Below are 16824 nucleotides of genomic sequence, written 5' to 3' on the forward strand. Positions count from 1 at the left end.
CCTTCGTCCCTGGGTGCTGCAGACGCTGCCAGCTCCAGTCGATGATTACCCTCGGGTTTCGATCAGGCTCCTCCAATCCTAAATTGAAGCGAACTGAACTTACAACACTCTGCAGGTACGCTGTAGCGGTTGCCATGCACATCGATGTAGGCATCCCAGCCTACATGCCGGATGTCGTAGTACCGGGTATCGAAGTCCTCAGCGGGCCTGGGAAGGAGCTGGGGTTGCTCCTCCTGGAAGCGCTCCGCCGGCGTTTGCCGGAACCGCCTAAGCATCCGCTGTTGAGCGTAGGTGTCCAGCCAGTGCTCCAACAACTGGTTCAGGTGGGCATAGCTGTCGAAGCTGCGATAGCGCTGGAAGAAGTGGTGCTTTACATAACTCACCATACGTTCGGTCTTGCCCTTGGTTCTGGGCCGTTGGGGCCGGCAGGCCCTGGCGGCAAAGCCGTAATGGTTGGCCAGCTCCAGGAAGCCGGCATTGAAGGTAACCTTGCCATCGCGGTCGTGGCGAACCACGGCGGCCTTCTGGTTGTCCACCAGAACGCTGGCCGGAACACCGCCAAAGTACCGGAAGGCCTGCACCAGCGACTCATAGGTATGCTCTGCATCTTGGCGAGGGCCGGCCCAGACATGGAAGTGCCGGGAGTAACCCAGGATATTGACGGCGAAATTGACGGTGCAGAGCCGACCGCCCATTTCCGTCCGGATCTCGCCCCAGTCATGCTGGAGTTGTTTGCCGGGAAGCGTCTCGTACCGGACGGTTCGCTTGCTGGCCCGCAAGGGCCGTTTGGGCTGGATGTACTCACGAACGAGGGTGGATGAGCCGGTATAGCCCCGTTCGCGCAGCTGCTGGAAAATCACCTCGGCGTTCCAGACTTCATCGGCCAACTGCTCATCGATATACGGCTTGAAGGGATCCAGTTTGCTGGGCCGACGGGTCTTCGGCTTACCTGTGGGCGGTGCCGGCAAGGCCAGATACCGTCGCACGGTGCGTTCCGAACAGCCAATGCGATGGGCAATGTCCACAATGTGCGCCCCCTGGGTCCGTAGTTGCTTTATCATGTGAAAGTCCTCTCGGCTTTGCATGGCTCTTTTCCTTTCAGGTTTCGTCACCTTCAAGAAAAGGCCATGCGGGTCGGGGGGACAATCTATCCTGACAATTTACGGACTTTTAACACCGTTGCTGACACTTTGGATACCAGAGTGGCCGAGATGTCGGCGTCATACATCTCCTTGAAGGCGTCCACAATATCCCGGGTGCTCAGGCCCTTGGCGTAAAGCGCCAAGATCTGGTCATCCATCTGGGTCAGGCGGGACTGACCTTTACGGACGAACTGAGGCTCGAAGGAACCGTCCCGGTCACGAGGAGCCTGTATCGATACTTCGCCGTGTTGGCCCTTCAGGCGCTTGGCAGAATAGCCGTTACGGCTGTTGCCGGTGCCACGGCCTTCAAGAGCGTGCTTCTCGTATCCAAGATGCTCATCCAGTTCGGCGTTGAGTGCGGTCTCGACGGTGAGCTTGACCAGCTGCTGTGTGAGGGCTCCGAGATCTTTTTCAGACTTGATGTCCTTGGCCAGCTCGGCGGCCATGGCTTTGAGTTTTTCTTGGTCCAATTGCGTACCCACGATGGTATCCTTTTGAAAAGATTACTCAGTCGTGGGCAGTTACACAATTTGGTTTACAGCCTCGCGGACGAATGAAAATCGGAAGACTGTGCGTGTCTGTATGAGTTCAGGTTCTTCTGAGACTCTTTGCTGGCTTCCCATGGAGTCGGAAGAGGCTTTTGATCGCGCATACCTCAATGTCCTGGCTGTTGGCCGCATGAGAAAAGACCGGAAAATATCGAAACGAAAAGACCTCAAGCCGTTGCTCGAAGATCCATCACTTGTGCTCGATTGTTACGACTATGGCGTGCTGCCAAATCCAGAGCTCTATAATCAGCTTCGATCGCAACTGGGACTCGATGAATAAAAACTGGTGGAGCCTGCGAACGTGGGCTGCTTGACCTTGGCAGGTTATCGCTTCACTGAGCCTTCAAGATACCGCATCAAAGTACTGCATCAAGATCATGTGCGTCTTTATCTCCCCAACGCCATTAATCGATGCAATTTCATCGCGCACTTGTTCTATCCTGTCTGAGGATTCCGCCCTGACCGTCACAATCATATCAGTAGTCCCAGCAATGCTGTTGCAAGCTCGGACTTCGGGGATTTTTCGTAAGGCTTGCGCGACTTTGAGACACGGAACCTGATTCTTCCGGATCTCAAAATGTGCTGAAACCTTTTCTCTTTTCGGGTCATTGATAACAGTCGTGTAACCCTTGATGATTTCCGAGTGCTCGAGCTTTCTGATCCTATCTGCTACCGCCGTTCGAGAAAGGTTAACGGCCAAAGCTATCTCTGATACCGAAGCTCTGGCGTTTTCACGCAGCTTGCTTATGATTTTTCTATCGAAATCATCCATGAATAACTCCTATGGTGTGCACCTCAATGAGCAGGTCGGCTTATCGCAGGCCTACACCATAGAATATATAGATCTGCCTGCTAGGTGTCTATTAACTGGTTATCCAGTCATCGACAGTATGAGGCTAATCTATAAGGATAGCCTTACTCGACAGTCACGGCCTTTGCTAAATTTCTAGGCCTGTCGACATCCATCCCTCTTAAAATTGCTACGTGGTAGCTCAGTAACTGTAGTGCGACGGTAAACAGGATGGGTGCAGCCGCCTCTCCGAAGTCCGGCAAGGCGAGGACTGTAGTTCCTTCACTTTCAATAAAGCCTGTATCCCCTTGGGTGAGAATGTAGACGTGTCCGTTGCGGGCTTTTATTTCTTCTATATTCGACTTGATCTTGTCCAAGACCGCGTTCTGAGGTGCCAAAACAACAGTTGGCATGTTTTGATCTACAAGCGCCAATGGCCCATGCTTCAATTCACCAGCCGGATACGCTTCAGCATGGATGTAAGAGATCTCTTTGAGCTTTAGAGCTCCCTCTATTGCTATTGGGTGAAACTCACCTCGCCCGATGAACAAGCAACTTGATTTGTCGCTGAGATCACGAGCCATCGCCTTCATAGCTTCCGAGAGCAAGAGACATTCGAGAATCGCGCTTTCTAGTTTTGAGAAGCTTTGGAACACGCTGTCGAGGTCTCCTACCGGTAGACGCTTATGCCACGCCACGGTGAGCGTGAGCATATGCAGGGTTATCAATTGAGCAATGAATGCCTTCGTGGACGCGACCCCAATCTCTTTCCCGGCGTGAAGCAATACTGTTGAGTCGACTGCACGAGTCATTGAAGATCCAGGACTATTGCATAAAGCAATAGATGCGAGATATTCCTGGGCGTTCGCGACCTCCAGTGCGCCCAACGTATCCGCGGTCTCGCCGGATTGAGAAATGGCTACCAAAAGCGTATTCTGAGGCACTTTCCTGGAGTTGTATCGGTATTCCGACGCTATGAAGGCAGTGCATGGAACTTGGCAGTATCTTTCGAACCAAAGCTCGGCCAAAAGCGCAGCATTGTGACTGGAACCGCAAGAAATAATGTGGACGTGTTCGACCGCGTTTAAGGTCTCGCTTGGGATGTCTTCGATGCTCACTGGTGGCTTTGAGGAGGCTGTCCATTTCGCAGTAAGTTTCTTAGCGATGGATGGCTGCTGATATATTTCTTTCAACATGTAGTGGTCAAAGCCATCGAGTAAAGCGTTATCGACCTCGGTCGAAATATCCGATTCTTCTCTGTAAACAGACTCTCCGTTTCGGTCGATGACGGAAACCCGCCCACACGAAAGTTCGGCAACATCGCCATCTTGCAGGAACATGGCTTGCTTGGCACATTGGACCAATGCAAGGGTGTCAGACCCGAAATAGATGCCTTCCTCAGAAAAACCGATCACAAGGGGACACCCGTTCCTCACCACGACAATGGCTGTTGGATTGAGGGCGTCAAAAGCAGCAAAGCTGTAGTTTCCCTGTAATTGAGTTGAGACCAGGCGTACAGCCTCAGTTAGTGACTCCCCATTCTCGAGGTGATGGAGCACTAAGTGCGGAATGACCTCGGAATCAGTTTCCGAGGTCAGTTTTGCTCCTGCATTCAGTAGAGCATGCCTGTGGGTTTCAAAGTCATCGATGATTCCATTGTGTACAACGACAACCCTATCCTTGGCAGTGTGCGGATGTGCGTTTCTCTGAGTTACCTTGCCATGTGTAGCCCATCTCGTATGTGCAATGCCGCACCTACCGGCAAGGTCCAGCGGATTGGCAGCGTCTTCTAGATTCTGGACTTTGCCGACTTCTTTCAGGCTTGCCAGTTCCCCAGAGTCCGTTACTATGGAAAGACCCGCCGAGTCATATCCTCGGTATTCGAGGCGTTTGAGTCCCTCAATCAGAAAGGGATAGATGTCTTCACCCTGAATACCCCCAACTATTCCGCACATAAGCAAGTTCCTCACTATAAATTCAAATTGTCAGGCCGCCATCGACACTAATCTGCTGAGCTGTAATAAACCCGGCTAACTCGGAGGAAAGGAACGTGCAAAGAGCAGCGACCTCAGATGGCTTTCCGAGCCTCCTGGCTGGAATCGACCTGGCTAAGTTGGAGTTGTTCAAATCGATCGGAGTAGAGGCGGATAGACTGGCCTCGCTCTCGTTGATGAAAGCTTTAGTACGCTCAGTTTCAATCGGGCCAGGCAATACATGGTTAATCGTAATGTTATATGGAGCGTATTGTTTCGCCTGAGATCGTAGAGCTGCGATTAAGCCAGAGCGAGCTGCTGCAGATGCCTCAAGCCCCTGAATGGGCCGAATTGCTGATGTTGAAAGGATAGAGATTATTCTTCCGAACCTATTCCTCTCCATTGATGGAAGCAGAGCTTCGATCAGAAGACTCACTGAAACCATGTTTCGTTCGAAAGCGTCTAAAAGTGCCTGCTTACGATCAGAGTCGTTAAAATTAGGTGTAGGGCCAGGGGTGTTTGCTATCAGAATGTCTATTTCGCCAACCGAATCAGCCAACTCAATCACACACTCTGAGCTTGTAACGTCGCCCGTCCAAATCTCCACCCGATTTCCTGTTTGAGCACTTATTGACTCTGCAACCGCCAAATTCTTATTTTCATTGCGGCCGTTAATTATGATGTCGACGCCGCTGGCGGATAGCGATTCGGCGATCGCACGTCCAATACCTGCCGTAGAAGCGCCAATAAAAGCCCTTCTTTTTCGTTCATTCATATTGATATCCTTTAAACTTCTGCAAAGACCAGAGTCAGCTTTTCTGAAAGGCTTGGCGGAGTCTTGAAGCGAATATTCCTTTGACACCAAAGTTGGCAATCGCGACCCCAAACAGTGCGATTACGCCCCCGAATACCTCCATAAAGGTCGGTGACTGTCCTAGCACGAGATAGGCGAGGAGAATGGCTGATGGCGGCATCAGGAATGTATAGATGCCTGTTTTTGCACTTCCCAGTTCCTTAACGGCACTATTCCACCAAAGGTATGGAAGGAAGGTTGCGAAGACGACTAAGTAGAAAATGGAGAAGACGAACTGGGAGTTCAGAATTCCAAGGTCGATTTGCTCATTGAGCAGAAATGGTGCCGGGAGTAAAGCACAGGTCCCTATTACAAAAGAGACCGCTGATGCTTCGACAGATGATAGAGCCGACGGAGCTCGCCGGGCAGAGACAGCGTATATCGCAAAAGATGCCGCTGCGAGAAGGATCAAAAGGTTTCCATGGGAAGTACTCTCAGAGCTGGTCGCATAGGATTCGGACAATATTAGTGCTGCTCCAAAGAAACCTAGAACCAGGCCAATAATTAAAGACCTATTAAGAGACCCTTTTTCAAGGAAGCTACTCAAAATTGCTGTAAACAGTGGCTGTGTTGTTGGTATTAACAGTGCGGCGTACGCGGCACTCGACTTTGTTAATCCGAAGTGAAGAAAGAGGGTGTAGATGGTTACGCAGAAGAATCCCATCATGAAAAGCGTGAACCATTCCCTTACGCCAAGTTTGCGTAGTCTTAAGAATAAAGGACTTTCACTGCTGCCCCGAAGGTAGACGCAGAGCAGGATATATCCAAAGCTTGTAAGGACGAATCGCACGATCGCGGTAAAAGCTGGCGGTTGATTCAATAGTGCGATCTCACTTGCAACAAATGTCCCTGCCCAAAATATTTGGATAAGTACAAGCTTTAAGTGGGTAGAGTACTGGGGACCTTGGTTGCTGGCCGACATGCTATAAGCTCCTATGACAAGAGACCGCCATCAACATTCAGACACGTTCCCGTTATGAATGCAGCTTGATCTGAATTTAGAAATACAATCGCGTTCGCGACATCCTCAGTACTGGCTAAACGCCCTAACGGGTGCAGTGCCTTCCTTTTTGCAAGGCCTGCTTCCTGGTCAGTTTCAAGGGACAGAGCATGGTCGGTCATGGGGGTATCGACGATGGCGGGAGCTACTGCATTTACGCGAATCCCATATGATGCAACGTCAACCGCAAAGGCCTTTGTTAGTGAGAGCACCGCCGCTTTGGTTGCGCTGTAAACGCCGTCATTTGGCCATGTTCTGAATGATGCCACAGAGGCGATATTCACTATGCTCCCGGGTTTTCGCTTGATCATTTCGGCTATAGCAGCACGACAGCAAATAAAAACACTTCTGACATTAACGCTGAACAGCTTGTCGTAGTCTTTAAAGGACATTTCATGTGTAGGTCCAGTTATTTCAATGCCCACACAATTTACAACTGATGATATACCTCCAAACCCACTTGCCAGCTCCCGAAATAGAGAGCCTATTGCCGCCTCATCAGTAACATCGCAGGGGAACGACTGCGCAGAGCCGCCGAGCAATTCGATACTCTTCCGTGTTCGCTCAAGCCCTTCCTTATCGATATCGACTAAGGCAACGTGCTTGCCCATTTCAGAGTACTTGATTGCAGTTGTCCGACCGATCCCAGATGCAGAACCAGTTACTATCACAATAGGAATGTCCGGATTCACAGCTCTAGCTCCCTCTGTTTTTTCGGCAAGAGATTCCATCTGGGGGGTATAAAGATATTGAGAGATGTGGCATTTGCGCCTGACTCATTCACAGCTGAGTGGGGAACATTTTCATCCGCAAAGTAGACAGAGTTTCGCTTGAACTGTTGTTCGAAGCCGTCAACTTCCATTTTATAGTTGCCTGTCATTCCAAGGCCGATTTGTACGCCTCTGTGTGAGTGCCGAGGCATTACAGCTCCTGGACTAAGGTCCGAAAACATAATCTCGAACCATGGTCCTACAAAAAAGCTCAAGCCTATTTCACTCTTAATGCTCCGATCGCTGGCCACTTTAATAAGTCGAGTCTCTTTACTGCACGGGGTGACCCTCGCATCATCCAAGGCTGTTTTTCGTCTTTTAATATCGAGCGTTCGGATCACATTGGATGTTGTGTTTTTGGCGCTATGTGGAACGTTACTGGGTACCCAGTAGGCGTCTTGGAGAGCAGTGAGCTGCGATGAGACACCTTCGATAACTATCTCCATTGCGCCTTCGAGAACCAATCCGATTTGAACGTCCTCGTGTTGATGTACTGGAACCTCGGTGTAAGGTTCAACCTCGCTTACCATGAGAATCGTTTCGTTCTCGTCGCCCAGTTCATATACAAGAGATCGTACTCCCTCATAGGGCGTTTTAATTTCAGGCTCTACAAAAGGCTTCATTTCTAAGGCTGCTCCCCGTTTGTTTTGGTTGTTTCCACTCGGCGCCTGCGATGCCCTTCATAAGGAAGAGGTTCCAGGACATCTTTATGGGCTCACCGGCTTTCGAAATTACTAGGCCCAGTTTTCTGGCCGTGGTGTAGTTACAAAACGCAACCTGGCACTCGCCCGATAGGGCCTTATTAGCTGCCGCGACCGTTGAGGGCGCTTCAACCAGCTCCCAATTTTTTCGTTGACGGAGTAGTCGACGAATCATTCCAATTGGTGCTGGATGGGTCGCAATTTTTATCGGCGATTCATTTCTAAAAGGGTCTTCGCCGGGCTTCCATGCGAAATGATAAGGAGGAGTGGAGTTAAAAAAGCACCCGAGAAATTCACAGTTCTCAGACATAAAAAAAGCGTCAACACCCCTGAATGCCGAGGGGACAACGGCCAATTCGTTGCACGGGGTGTGTTCGGCCGCCTTGAGAATTGCTTCAAAGGTATCGTGAAGCACTATTTCTGGTTTTGAAGATACGCCTTGAAGAAGAAATTTCGCTGTAAGGTGACTACTAGTGGAGTCCGGTCCGAGGGTGTTTATCGCCCTTAGAGGTATGTCTAAACCTTTCACGAAAGGTTGAGCTAGGTTTGCCCCAGCCTTCAGAAATTTAAAAGTGTCTTTCAAAGAATAAAAGGACTCTTCCTTATCATCATGCATAGATTCCATGCTATGTCCTCGTGAATCACACCTAAGCTCATCCCACCATTGAAGATGCTATCACTCGGTTAGCTTGCAGATTGCAGGAAACTGCAGCCAGAACGGGGGATTACGCATTCATAATCGCTCAACGATCCGATCTGGCTAGGAAGTATGCGAATAGCTCTAAGCCCAGAGCTGGAAATTCACTGATTATGTATCCTGCTTGAAGCCGTCTCCAATCGAACTACTGGACTTCCCCCGATACGCATGACACACACGACCCTCAAAGCGAGCCCTTCGACCTTTGATCTGAATGTCCGCTTTGCGACCTTAGCGTGCTCTACGTAGTAGAGTGACGCAGTCCGAATAGTCCCGCTTTTCAGAAGCGTCCAAAGTCCGGTTAGAAAATCCGGACAGACGTTGGTGCCAATACCACGTGTTAACTGCAGGAAATGAGAGCGAGACTTTGAAAAAATAGGCGCTGAAGATTTCGGTCGGCTGGTGGAGGCGTTCCTGACAAAGGGAGTGTTGACGAAGCACGCGAAACGGTGACCGAGCGGTGACGAGATTTTTAAGGGTTTGAGAAACGGTGACCAAACGGTGACGAGAAAGGCAGTTTTCCAGAAACAACAAAGCCCGGCTCTTTCGAGACCGGGCTAAGTGTTTGATAAATCTGGTCGGGACGGTAGGATTTGAACCTACGACCCCTTGCACCCCATGCAAGTGCGCTACCAAGCTGCGCTACGCCCCGTAAACTGCTGCCCACCAAGAAAAGAGGTTTATCTCAGTGGCTTAGCGGGAGCGAAGTCTACACCAGCCCACGGTAAAAATAAACAGGGAGCGGGCGATTTTCTTCGATGGATTACCTCAGTTTGGTTTACCTCAGCTTCAGGATGAATTCCGGCGGCTCGAAGGTATCGGGCCGGGCATCGTCCCAGTATTTGTCGAATACCGTCAGGCCGGTTTTGCCTTCCAGCAGAGCGCCAGGTTCGAGAAACGGAAACAGGTCCAGGTAACTGTGGATTTCGGTTTTGGAAACACGCCGAACAATGTGTTCGGGCCCCAGTTCCGAGGGGTGTTTCAGGCCCGAGGCTTCCAGCAGGTTCTGGAGCGCATCCAGCGTGTTCTTGTGGTAGTTGTATACCCGCTCACTTTTCAGCGGCACATCGAGTTTGTTACCCCGGCGTGGGTCCTGTGTAGCGATGCCGCTGGGGCAACGCCCCGTGTGACAGTTCAGGGCCTGGATGCAGCCCAGGGCAAACATATAACCGCGAGCAGCGTTGCACCAGTCTGCGCCGAGAGCCAGCGTACGGGCGATGTTAAAGGCCGAGGTGATCTTTCCGGCCGCGCCAATGGCGATGTCTTCCCGAAGGTTTGTGCCCACCAGGGTGTTGTGTACCAGCAACAGGGCTTCGGTCATGGGCATGCCGAGCCGGTTGATGAACTCCAGGGGCGCGGCCCCGGTTCCCCCTTCGCCGCCATCCACCACGATAAAGTCGGGCTTCTTGCCGGTTGCCAGCATGGCTTTAACAATGGCAAACCATTCCCAGGGATGACCAATGGCCAGCTTGAAGCCGACCGGCTTGCCGCCCGAGAGCTCCCGTAGCTGTTCCAGAAATTCCAGAAGTTCCACCGGGTTGGAAAATGCCGAGTGACTGGCTGGGGATACGCAGTCTTCGCCCACCTGAACGCCCCGGGCTTCGGCAATTTCCTGAGTCACTTTTTCACCGGGCAGAATGCCGCCGTGGCCGGGTTTTGCGCCCTGAGATAGTTTGACCTCTATCATTTTAACCTGATCAATGCAGGCATTTTCCCGGAACATATCCGGGTTAAACCTGCCGTCGGGATGTCGGCAGCCGAAATAGCCGGAACCAATTTCCCAAACCAGGTCGCCGCCTGGCTTCCTGTGGTAACGGGAGATAGAGCCCTCGCCGGTGTCATGGTAGAACCCGCCTTTGCGCGCACCGGAATTCAGGCTGAGAATGGCGTTGGCAGACAGCGAGCCAAAACTCATGGCTGAAATGTTGAACACGCTGGCGCTGTATGGCTTATCGCAGTTCTTGCCGATCACAATACGGAAGTCGCTGGAGCTGAGCTTGCTTGGTGTAAGGGAATGGTTCATCCATTCGAACCCCTCCTCATACATGCCAAGTTGTGAGCCAAACGGTCTCTTGTCGAGTACGTTCTTGGCCCGTTGATAAACAATGGTGCGTTGTTCCCGGGAGAATGGCCGTTCTTCGGTGTCTGACTGGATGAAGTACTGCCGGATCTCCGGCCCCACGGATTCAAACAGGTAGCGAAAGTTCGCCATGATCGGATAGTTGCGACTTACCGTATGGCTTCTCTGGAGCAAATCCCAGGTTCCCAGGGAGGCCAATCCAGCGAAAATCAATGGAATAACGTATCCAGCGCCTGCCCACAAAGTGATCGGTAAGGAAATGATCAGACCGGCGATGCTGATTGCATAGGCCGAGTAGCGCAGCGGGAAGGTGGTGGTTTTCGCCATGGATACCTCTGTGGTCGGTATGGGTCAGGCCAAATTGGCGTGGGCTAGAGTATATCTTACGGTTTTCAATGCGGAGGGGTTCAGATAGATGTTCGGTTGTACTTTCGCTCCTGAAATCTGGTCTATGCTTGAATATGCAGTAATGACACATATCAACTTTTGATGTTTTGAGCTCAAAATAATAAGATGACCAGCTTGTAATCTATGAAGATAGATTCACAGCTAATGAACCCGAACGAATATTCAATCGTCACACCAGACCAGGAGGCGCCAACGTGGGCGAGGTAGTGAAAGACGAATATCAGACGGATTACGTCGCAGGCCAGGACAACATAAGACCGTTTGGACTGGACCTCCATAACTGGGTATTCCCGGTCACATCAGTCATTGTTGTGCTGTTTGTCATAGCAACCCTGATGTTCCCGACAGCCGCCAAGGAAACGTTGGACGGCATGAAGTGGGACATTATCGGGTCCTTTGACTGGTTCTTCCTGATCAGTGCCAACATCTTTGTGGTGGTTAGCCTGGCCCTGATCTTCATGCCCGTGGGCAAAATACGGCTAGGCGGACAGGACGCAAAACCTGAGTTCTCGACCCTGTCATGGTTCGCCATGCTGTTTGCAGCAGGCATGGGTATAGGCCTGATGTTTTGGGCCGTGGCTGAGCCAGTTGCGTATTACACCGGTTGGTACGAGACGCCATTCAATGTTGAGGCGAACTCGGCCGAAGCCCGTGACATGGCTATGGGCGCGACCCTTTACCACTGGGGCCTGCATCCATGGGCTATCTATGCGGTGGTTGCCTTATCGCTGGCATTTTTCGCCTTCAACAAGAACATGCCATTGACGATTCGCTCGGCCTTTTTCCCACTCCTGAAGGATAAAGTCTGGGGTTGGCCCGGTCATATCATCGATGTGCTGGCGGTTGTAGCGACTATCTTTGGTTTGGCTACTTCTCTTGGCTTCGGTGCGCAGCAGGCGGCTTCTGGGCTCGACTACCTGTTTGGCATGGGCTCCGGTATCAATGTGCAGATGGCTATCATCGTTGGTGTAACGGCCTTGGCACTGATTTCGGTGCTTCGCGGTCTGGACGGCGGCGTCAAGGTGCTCAGTAACATCAATATGGTCACCGCGGGTGTGCTGCTGTTCTTCGTGATTTTTGCCGGCCCGACGCTGGCCATTGTGGAAACCATCTGGATTACCTCGTCCACCTACGTGGCCAACGTGGTGCCCCTGAGTAACCCGTTTGGTCGCGATGACCAGGCCTGGCTGCAAGGCTGGACCGTATTCTATTGGGCCTGGTGGATTTCCTGGTCACCGTTCGTCGGGATGTTTATCGCCCGGGTGTCCAAGGGCCGGACAGTGCGCGAGTTTGTGACTGCAGTACTGATCATCCCGACCCTGATTACCACCGTGTGGATGAGTGGGTTTGGTGGCGCGGCCCTGGAGCAGATTCAGCAGGGCATGGGAGCACTGGCAGAGGATGGCCTGACAGAAGTGTCGCTGGCCACTTTCCAGATGTTCGCCAACCTGCCGCTGACTGGCATCATTTCCTTTGTGGGTATTGTTCTGGTGCTGGTGTTCTTCGTGACATCGTCGGATTCGGGCTCACTGGTCATTGATAGCATTACTGCCGGTGGCAAAACTGATGCACCGACGGCTCAGCGTGTGTTCTGGGTGGTGATGGAGGGTGCGATTGCCGCAGCCTTGATCTTTGGTGGCGGTGACGATGCCCTGGGGGCCATTCAGGCGGTGGCCATCAGTGCCGGCCTGCCGTTCACTGTCGTGCTGCTGATCATGACATGGGGTCTGTTGAAGGGCCTGACACACGAACGAAAACTGTTGTTGCAACGCGGTGAGCTGCTCTGACAGGGCAGCCCTCACGGCCACAAAAAAAAACCGGAGCCTGGCGCTCCGGTTTTTTTGTGGCCTGCCATCGGTCAGAATTTCCCGAAAGCTCCCATCGCGTACTGAACACGCTCCCTGGGGCTGAAATGGGGGCGCTTAAGGGCCTCGATGTTTCTCAGCCTGGGTAACAGTCCCTCCCCGTTAGCCATCTGTATGGCCAGGCCAGGACGTGCGTTGAGTTCTAGCAGCAGGGGGCCTTTTTGCGTGTCGACCACCAGGTCTACGCCCATGTAGCCCAGCCCGGTGGCTTCATAGCATCGGGAGGCCATTTCCAGCATGTCTTCCCAGCTTTCAATCTGGATGTTTTCCAATGCCAGGCCAGTGTCTGGGTGCAGGGTGATTGGACGATTGAACTGAACCGCGTTGAGGCTGCGGCCAGTGCCTACGTCCAGGCCAACACCAACGGCCCCCTGATGCAGGTTGGCTTTGCCATCGGAATCCTTGGTGGCCAGCCGCAACATGGCCATCACCGGATAACCCTGAAAGATAATGATGCGGATATCCGGAACGCCCTGGAAGGAATACCTGGCGAGGGAGGGGGTGGACTGTACCAGGTCTTCCACAATGGCGACGTCTGGCGTTCCTGCCAGGGAATAAAGGCCGGCCAGGATGTTGGTCAGATGGCGTTCGAGCATGGCCACGGAAATACGGGCGCCAGAGGCCTTGACGTAGTCATCGCCATCCCGCCCGGTGATTACGGTGATGCCTTTGCCACCGGAGCCCTTGGCAGGCTTGATGGCGAAGCCAGCGAGCCCTTCGGCTATCTCTCGGAAATGGGAGATTTCGTGTTGCTGGCGAACTACCTGCAACAACTCCGGAGTTTTGACGCCGTACTCGCTGACTGCAAGTTTGGTTTTCAGCTTGTTATCAACCAGGGGGTAGGCCGCCCGTTCATTGTACCGGGAAATGTAGTCCACATTTCGCCGGTTCATGTTCAGGATGCCAAGCTTTCTGAGTTTTCTGGGGGAAATCCAGTCCATATCAGTCGTAGGCCTTCATCGGGGTAAAGCGCCTTAATTCGCTGAGTTTGTAACCGGTGTACTGCCCCATTAGCAGGATCAATCCCAGCACCACCAGATGCAGTTCCGGGAAGTTGAATGTCAGGTGCCCGGCCAGCGACGTGTTCATGGCCAGATAGGCACAAATAGCGACAAACAGGCTGCCGCTGCCTTGTACCATAACTTCGCGGGCACCTTCCTCTTCCCAGAGGATGGACATCCTCTCAATGGTCCAGGCAATGATCACCATCGGGAAGAAAGTGACGGTCATGCCGGTATTGAAGCCCATCTGGTAGCCGATAATGCTAAGTCCGGCAGTGATGAATATCACCAGGATGATCAGTGCCGATATCCTAGATACCAGAAGCAGGTTGAGGCTGGAGAGATAGCCCCGCAGTAGCAATCCGATAGACACGACGGACAGAAACGCAATCAGTCCCGGGACCAGAGTGGTCTGCACAAATGCCACGGCAATCAGCACGGGCATGAATGTGCCGGAGGTGCGAACCCCGATGACAATCCGCATAAAGGCCACGATCAGAGCCCCGATGGGCAGTAACAGCAGCATCCGGAACATGCTTTGCTCTTCGATCGGGAGTTGGTAGAACCCCAGCACGCCGAGGCCATTCTTGTTGGCTTCCAGGGTGGCCAGCTGAAGTGCGGGCACTGTCTGCCGGAGCATGGAGAAGCTCACCTGGGAGTTGTCGCCACCCACCACATCAAGCAGCGACTCCGACCCCTGGCGCCACAACAGCAGATTTTCCGGCACCCCCTGTTCGGCGGTTCTTGGGTCAAAGGTGAGCCAGCGGTCGCCGTTATGAATCTGCAGGAACTGCATCAATTGCTGGCGCCGGCGGGCATCTTCCAGTTTGAGCGCGTCGGCGGTGCGGGCTGGAATGCCGGCATGATTCAGCATTCGAACCAGCATTTGCAGGTAGTTTTCGTCAGCGACCAACAGGGTGGTGTTCTGGGTTCGGCTGTCAGGTTGCAACAGCCGGATTAGCTCCCGTGTCAGGCTTTCCGGAGAGCTGGAGCGTTCGTTAGCCTGGCGCAGTACTTCGCGAACTGCGGTAGCCTGGGGTTCTTCCCAAAAGGTGGGGGTTGGTCTCGGTTTTCGTGACCGCGCGGATTCCCCGGCACTGTCATCAGGCACAAACTGGGCTTTGAAATAGAGTGTCTGGGGGCCGGAGACATCCCGCTTGGTCCACTCGGCGCGCCGGCTGCCAGAGGTTTCGATAATGGAGAAACCATAGCCGGGGGACGCTGCCTGTTCGGTGAGGATGCTGAACCCCGGCGGGTGCTCGGGAACGTGCAAACTGATCTGTGCGGCTTCATCCTGACCAACAAAATCAACCCGCGCCTCAATCATCCAGACCGGCCGTTGCTCGCCCGTCATCCAGGGGACACCAAGCTCGATGTGTCGCCAGGTGGCAATGGAAATGCCGGCGGCGATCAGTAGCAGAACAAAGGCGTAGAAAGGCGCTCTGGAGCGGACGGTCATGAGTCATCTCCGTTAACGGCTTGCCTGCGGTAGGAGTCAGGAAGTTCCGTGGCGTATTCCTTACCCACGTCAATGAGCATGACATCCCGCAAAACGTTCCGGCCAATCAGTACTTCGTAGGTCAGGTTAGTCCTGTCGGCCAGGGTAAACTCAGCCACTTGCTGGTGGTCGCCGATGGCAAACTGGAGCTCCACCACCACGCGCCGTTCTGCTTCTTCGGCACTGGCCTGAATGACTCGAACACGGCGCGATATCTCCCGCTCCATGGTTACCCATTCGCCGTCCGCACCGGGCACAGGTACCTCAAAGCGTACCCAGTTGCTGCCATCCCGCTCGAAACGTTTGACGTTACGTGCGTGAATCGAGGATGTCTCTGCACCACTGTCAATGCGTGCGGTGTAGATGTGCCCAGGGCCGGCCAGGTAAAACTTCTCTATTTCCCCCACAATCACTTTGCCTTTGAGCCTGTCGGCGCGCCCCTGGTTCTCCGCAACTGCAGGGCAAACCGGTGCTGCGGCCGGCGGGCAAACGGGCCTTTCAACCTGAGTGGCGATGGCATCTAGAATGGTTTGTGTGGCAGCGTCGCTTTTGTGGAGGAGTTGCTCATGCCGCACGGTGGCGTTGTTTTCCATCGTCACCTGCGTGGCTCTCTGGGTTTGTACCGATGTTCTCAGGTCTTCCATGTTATTTTTGGGGACCATGAAGTAACGATCTGCCGAGCAGCCGGTGATCACAAGCGCCATGGTTGGAATAACGAACATCAGGAAGCGCCGAGGCTGGAAGAACCTGTAACCCATTGATTTCCCCTGAGCTGGCTGCGGAAGCGGTTTCTGCGACCGATTGTGAATGCAGCCTGTGAATGTGTTTCTGAATCAGGCGGCAAAGTATACTACACGTGACCTGTGTGAATACTTTACAGTTGGTTAAGACCTTGAAAATCGACTCAGAGTGAAATCAGCTGTTCCTGGCCGAGGGCGGTTTCAGAGCGGAGAAATTCCTGGATCACCGGGGAGCAATTCAGATAGAACAACAACAGTTCGCGCTGAATATCCTGATCCTGGATGCGGGAGGCAAAGCCTACAATGTCTTTCAGCGTCTGATCGCTCACAGCGCTGTGTTCATTTGTGGGCACTGACTGGCCATAGCGAGAGTTGAGAAGTTGGGTCAGACGCTCAAGGTGAAATTCGCCGGTGTGGGTGATGTGCGGCAATACCCGTACAGATTCGCGCCCCGAATGCTCATCTGAGGTGCAAAATTCGTCATCAATGCATCCCGCGCCTGTTGCCGGCATGGTATCTACACCCAGTTTTCTCCAGAGTGCCTTGAGCATGTGCTGGTCCTGCCTTGGCGCGTTCAGTGTTCGGAACCCTGCGCCGCTGAGAGATCCTTTTGTTCCTTGTAGAGCAATTTACGTTAGCCGTAAAGAACCGGATTCCGTCACTTGCCGGAAATGCCGATCAGTCGAGGGCGGAACTGAGATCAGTACAGGTAATGAGGGTTTAACGGGCAAAAAGTTCCGCGCTTGGGGTAGACTGGT

At 52.9% G+C, this 16824-nt stretch carries 14 protein-coding genes, 1 tRNA gene and 2 pseudogenes; 2 read left to right on the forward strand and 15 right to left on the reverse strand.

Features of this window, described 5'->3' with window-relative positions; all coding sequences use genetic code 11:
• Positions 1–101 precede the first annotated feature (101 nt).
• Together istA and FIV08_RS06260 are read right to left on the reverse strand one after the other, a co-directional pair.
• Positions 102–1085 (reverse strand): annotated as a pseudogene (gene istA / locus FIV08_RS06255) (IS21 family transposase); the annotation flags it as partial.
• Between the two features lie 83 nt (positions 1086–1168).
• Positions 1169–1612, reverse strand: a pseudogene (locus FIV08_RS06260) (transposase); the annotation flags it as partial.
• Between the two features lie 112 nt (positions 1613–1724).
• Here FIV08_RS06260 and FIV08_RS06265 point away from each other — a divergent pair.
• Positions 1725–1970: a hypothetical protein gene (locus tag FIV08_RS06265; protein ID WP_152437706.1), complete on the forward strand. Its 246-nt coding sequence runs from the start codon at positions 1725–1727 to the stop codon at positions 1968–1970.
• Between the two features lie 63 nt (positions 1971–2033).
• Here FIV08_RS06265 and FIV08_RS06270 read toward each other — a convergent pair whose 3' ends face one another.
• The 9 genes from FIV08_RS06270 to FIV08_RS06310 form a co-directional block, all read right to left on the reverse strand.
• A complete protein-coding gene (locus tag FIV08_RS06270) occupies positions 2034–2462 on the reverse strand; it encodes an Lrp/AsnC family transcriptional regulator (protein ID WP_152437707.1) in 429 nt (142 codons plus the stop codon).
• A gap of 143 nt (positions 2463–2605) precedes the next feature.
• A complete protein-coding gene (glmS, locus tag FIV08_RS06275; RefSeq protein WP_152437708.1) occupies positions 2606–4435 on the reverse strand; it encodes a glutamine--fructose-6-phosphate transaminase (isomerizing) in 1830 nt (609 codons plus the stop codon).
• Positions 4436–4457: 22 nt separating this feature from the next.
• Positions 4458–5228 carry an SDR family oxidoreductase gene (locus FIV08_RS06280; protein WP_152437709.1) on the reverse strand — a complete coding sequence of 257 codons (771 nt, stop codon included), beginning with the start codon at positions 5226–5228 and terminating at the stop codon, positions 4458–4460.
• A gap of 34 nt (positions 5229–5262) precedes the next feature.
• Positions 5263–6228: a DMT family transporter gene (locus tag FIV08_RS06285; protein WP_152437710.1), complete on the reverse strand. Its 966-nt coding sequence runs from the start codon at positions 6226–6228 to the stop codon at positions 5263–5265.
• 11 nt (positions 6229–6239) lie between these two features.
• Positions 6240–6998, reverse strand: a complete 759-nt coding sequence (locus FIV08_RS06290; RefSeq protein ID WP_216646177.1) for an SDR family NAD(P)-dependent oxidoreductase — start codon at positions 6996–6998, stop codon at positions 6240–6242.
• Positions 6995–7699, reverse strand: a complete 705-nt coding sequence (locus FIV08_RS06295) for a cupin domain-containing protein (RefSeq protein WP_152437712.1) — start codon at positions 7697–7699, stop codon at positions 6995–6997. The genes FIV08_RS06290 and FIV08_RS06295 overlap by 4 nt, the downstream gene beginning before the upstream one ends.
• The gene (locus tag FIV08_RS06300; RefSeq protein ID WP_152437713.1) at positions 7677–8402 is read right to left on the reverse strand and encodes a hypothetical protein; all 726 of its coding nucleotides are present in this window, start codon (positions 8400–8402) and stop codon (positions 7677–7679) included. The genes FIV08_RS06295 and FIV08_RS06300 overlap by 23 nt, the downstream gene beginning before the upstream one ends.
• 647 nt (positions 8403–9049) lie before the next feature.
• Positions 9050–9126: transfer RNA gene (locus tag FIV08_RS06305), tRNA-Pro, on the reverse strand.
• A gap of 126 nt (positions 9127–9252) precedes the next feature.
• Positions 9253–10881, reverse strand: coding sequence for an FMN-binding glutamate synthase family protein (locus tag FIV08_RS06310; RefSeq protein WP_152437714.1), 1629 nt, complete (start codon positions 10879–10881; stop codon positions 9253–9255).
• 275 nt (positions 10882–11156) lie between these two features.
• Here FIV08_RS06310 and FIV08_RS06315 point away from each other — a divergent pair, with 275 nt between their 5' ends.
• Positions 11157–12749, forward strand: coding sequence for a BCCT family transporter (locus FIV08_RS06315; protein WP_152437715.1), 1593 nt, complete (start codon positions 11157–11159; stop codon positions 12747–12749).
• A 71-nt stretch (positions 12750–12820) separates the two neighbouring features.
• Here FIV08_RS06315 and FIV08_RS06320 read toward each other — a convergent pair whose 3' ends face one another.
• From FIV08_RS06320 to FIV08_RS06335, 4 genes are all read right to left on the reverse strand, one after another.
• Positions 12821–13768 carry an alpha-L-glutamate ligase-like protein gene (locus tag FIV08_RS06320; protein WP_152437716.1) on the reverse strand — a complete coding sequence of 316 codons (948 nt, stop codon included), beginning with the start codon at positions 13766–13768 and terminating at the stop codon, positions 12821–12823.
• A gap of 1 nt (position 13769) precedes the next feature.
• Positions 13770–15287 carry an inactive transglutaminase family protein gene (locus tag FIV08_RS06325; protein WP_152437717.1) on the reverse strand — a complete coding sequence of 506 codons (1518 nt, stop codon included), beginning with the start codon at positions 15285–15287 and terminating at the stop codon, positions 13770–13772.
• On the reverse strand, positions 15284–16084 hold the full coding sequence (locus FIV08_RS06330; protein WP_152437718.1) for an ATP-dependent zinc protease: 801 nt from the start codon (positions 16082–16084) through the stop codon (positions 15284–15286). The genes FIV08_RS06325 and FIV08_RS06330 overlap by 4 nt, the downstream gene beginning before the upstream one ends.
• A gap of 146 nt (positions 16085–16230) precedes the next feature.
• Positions 16231–16617, reverse strand: coding sequence for a hypothetical protein (locus FIV08_RS06335; RefSeq protein WP_152437719.1), 387 nt, complete (start codon positions 16615–16617; stop codon positions 16231–16233).
• Between the last annotated feature and the right edge of the window lie 207 nt (positions 16618–16824).

The sequence above is a fragment of the Marinobacter sp. THAF197a genome, assembly GCF_009363275.1.
Lineage (GTDB): Bacteria > Pseudomonadota > Gammaproteobacteria > Pseudomonadales > Oleiphilaceae > Marinobacter.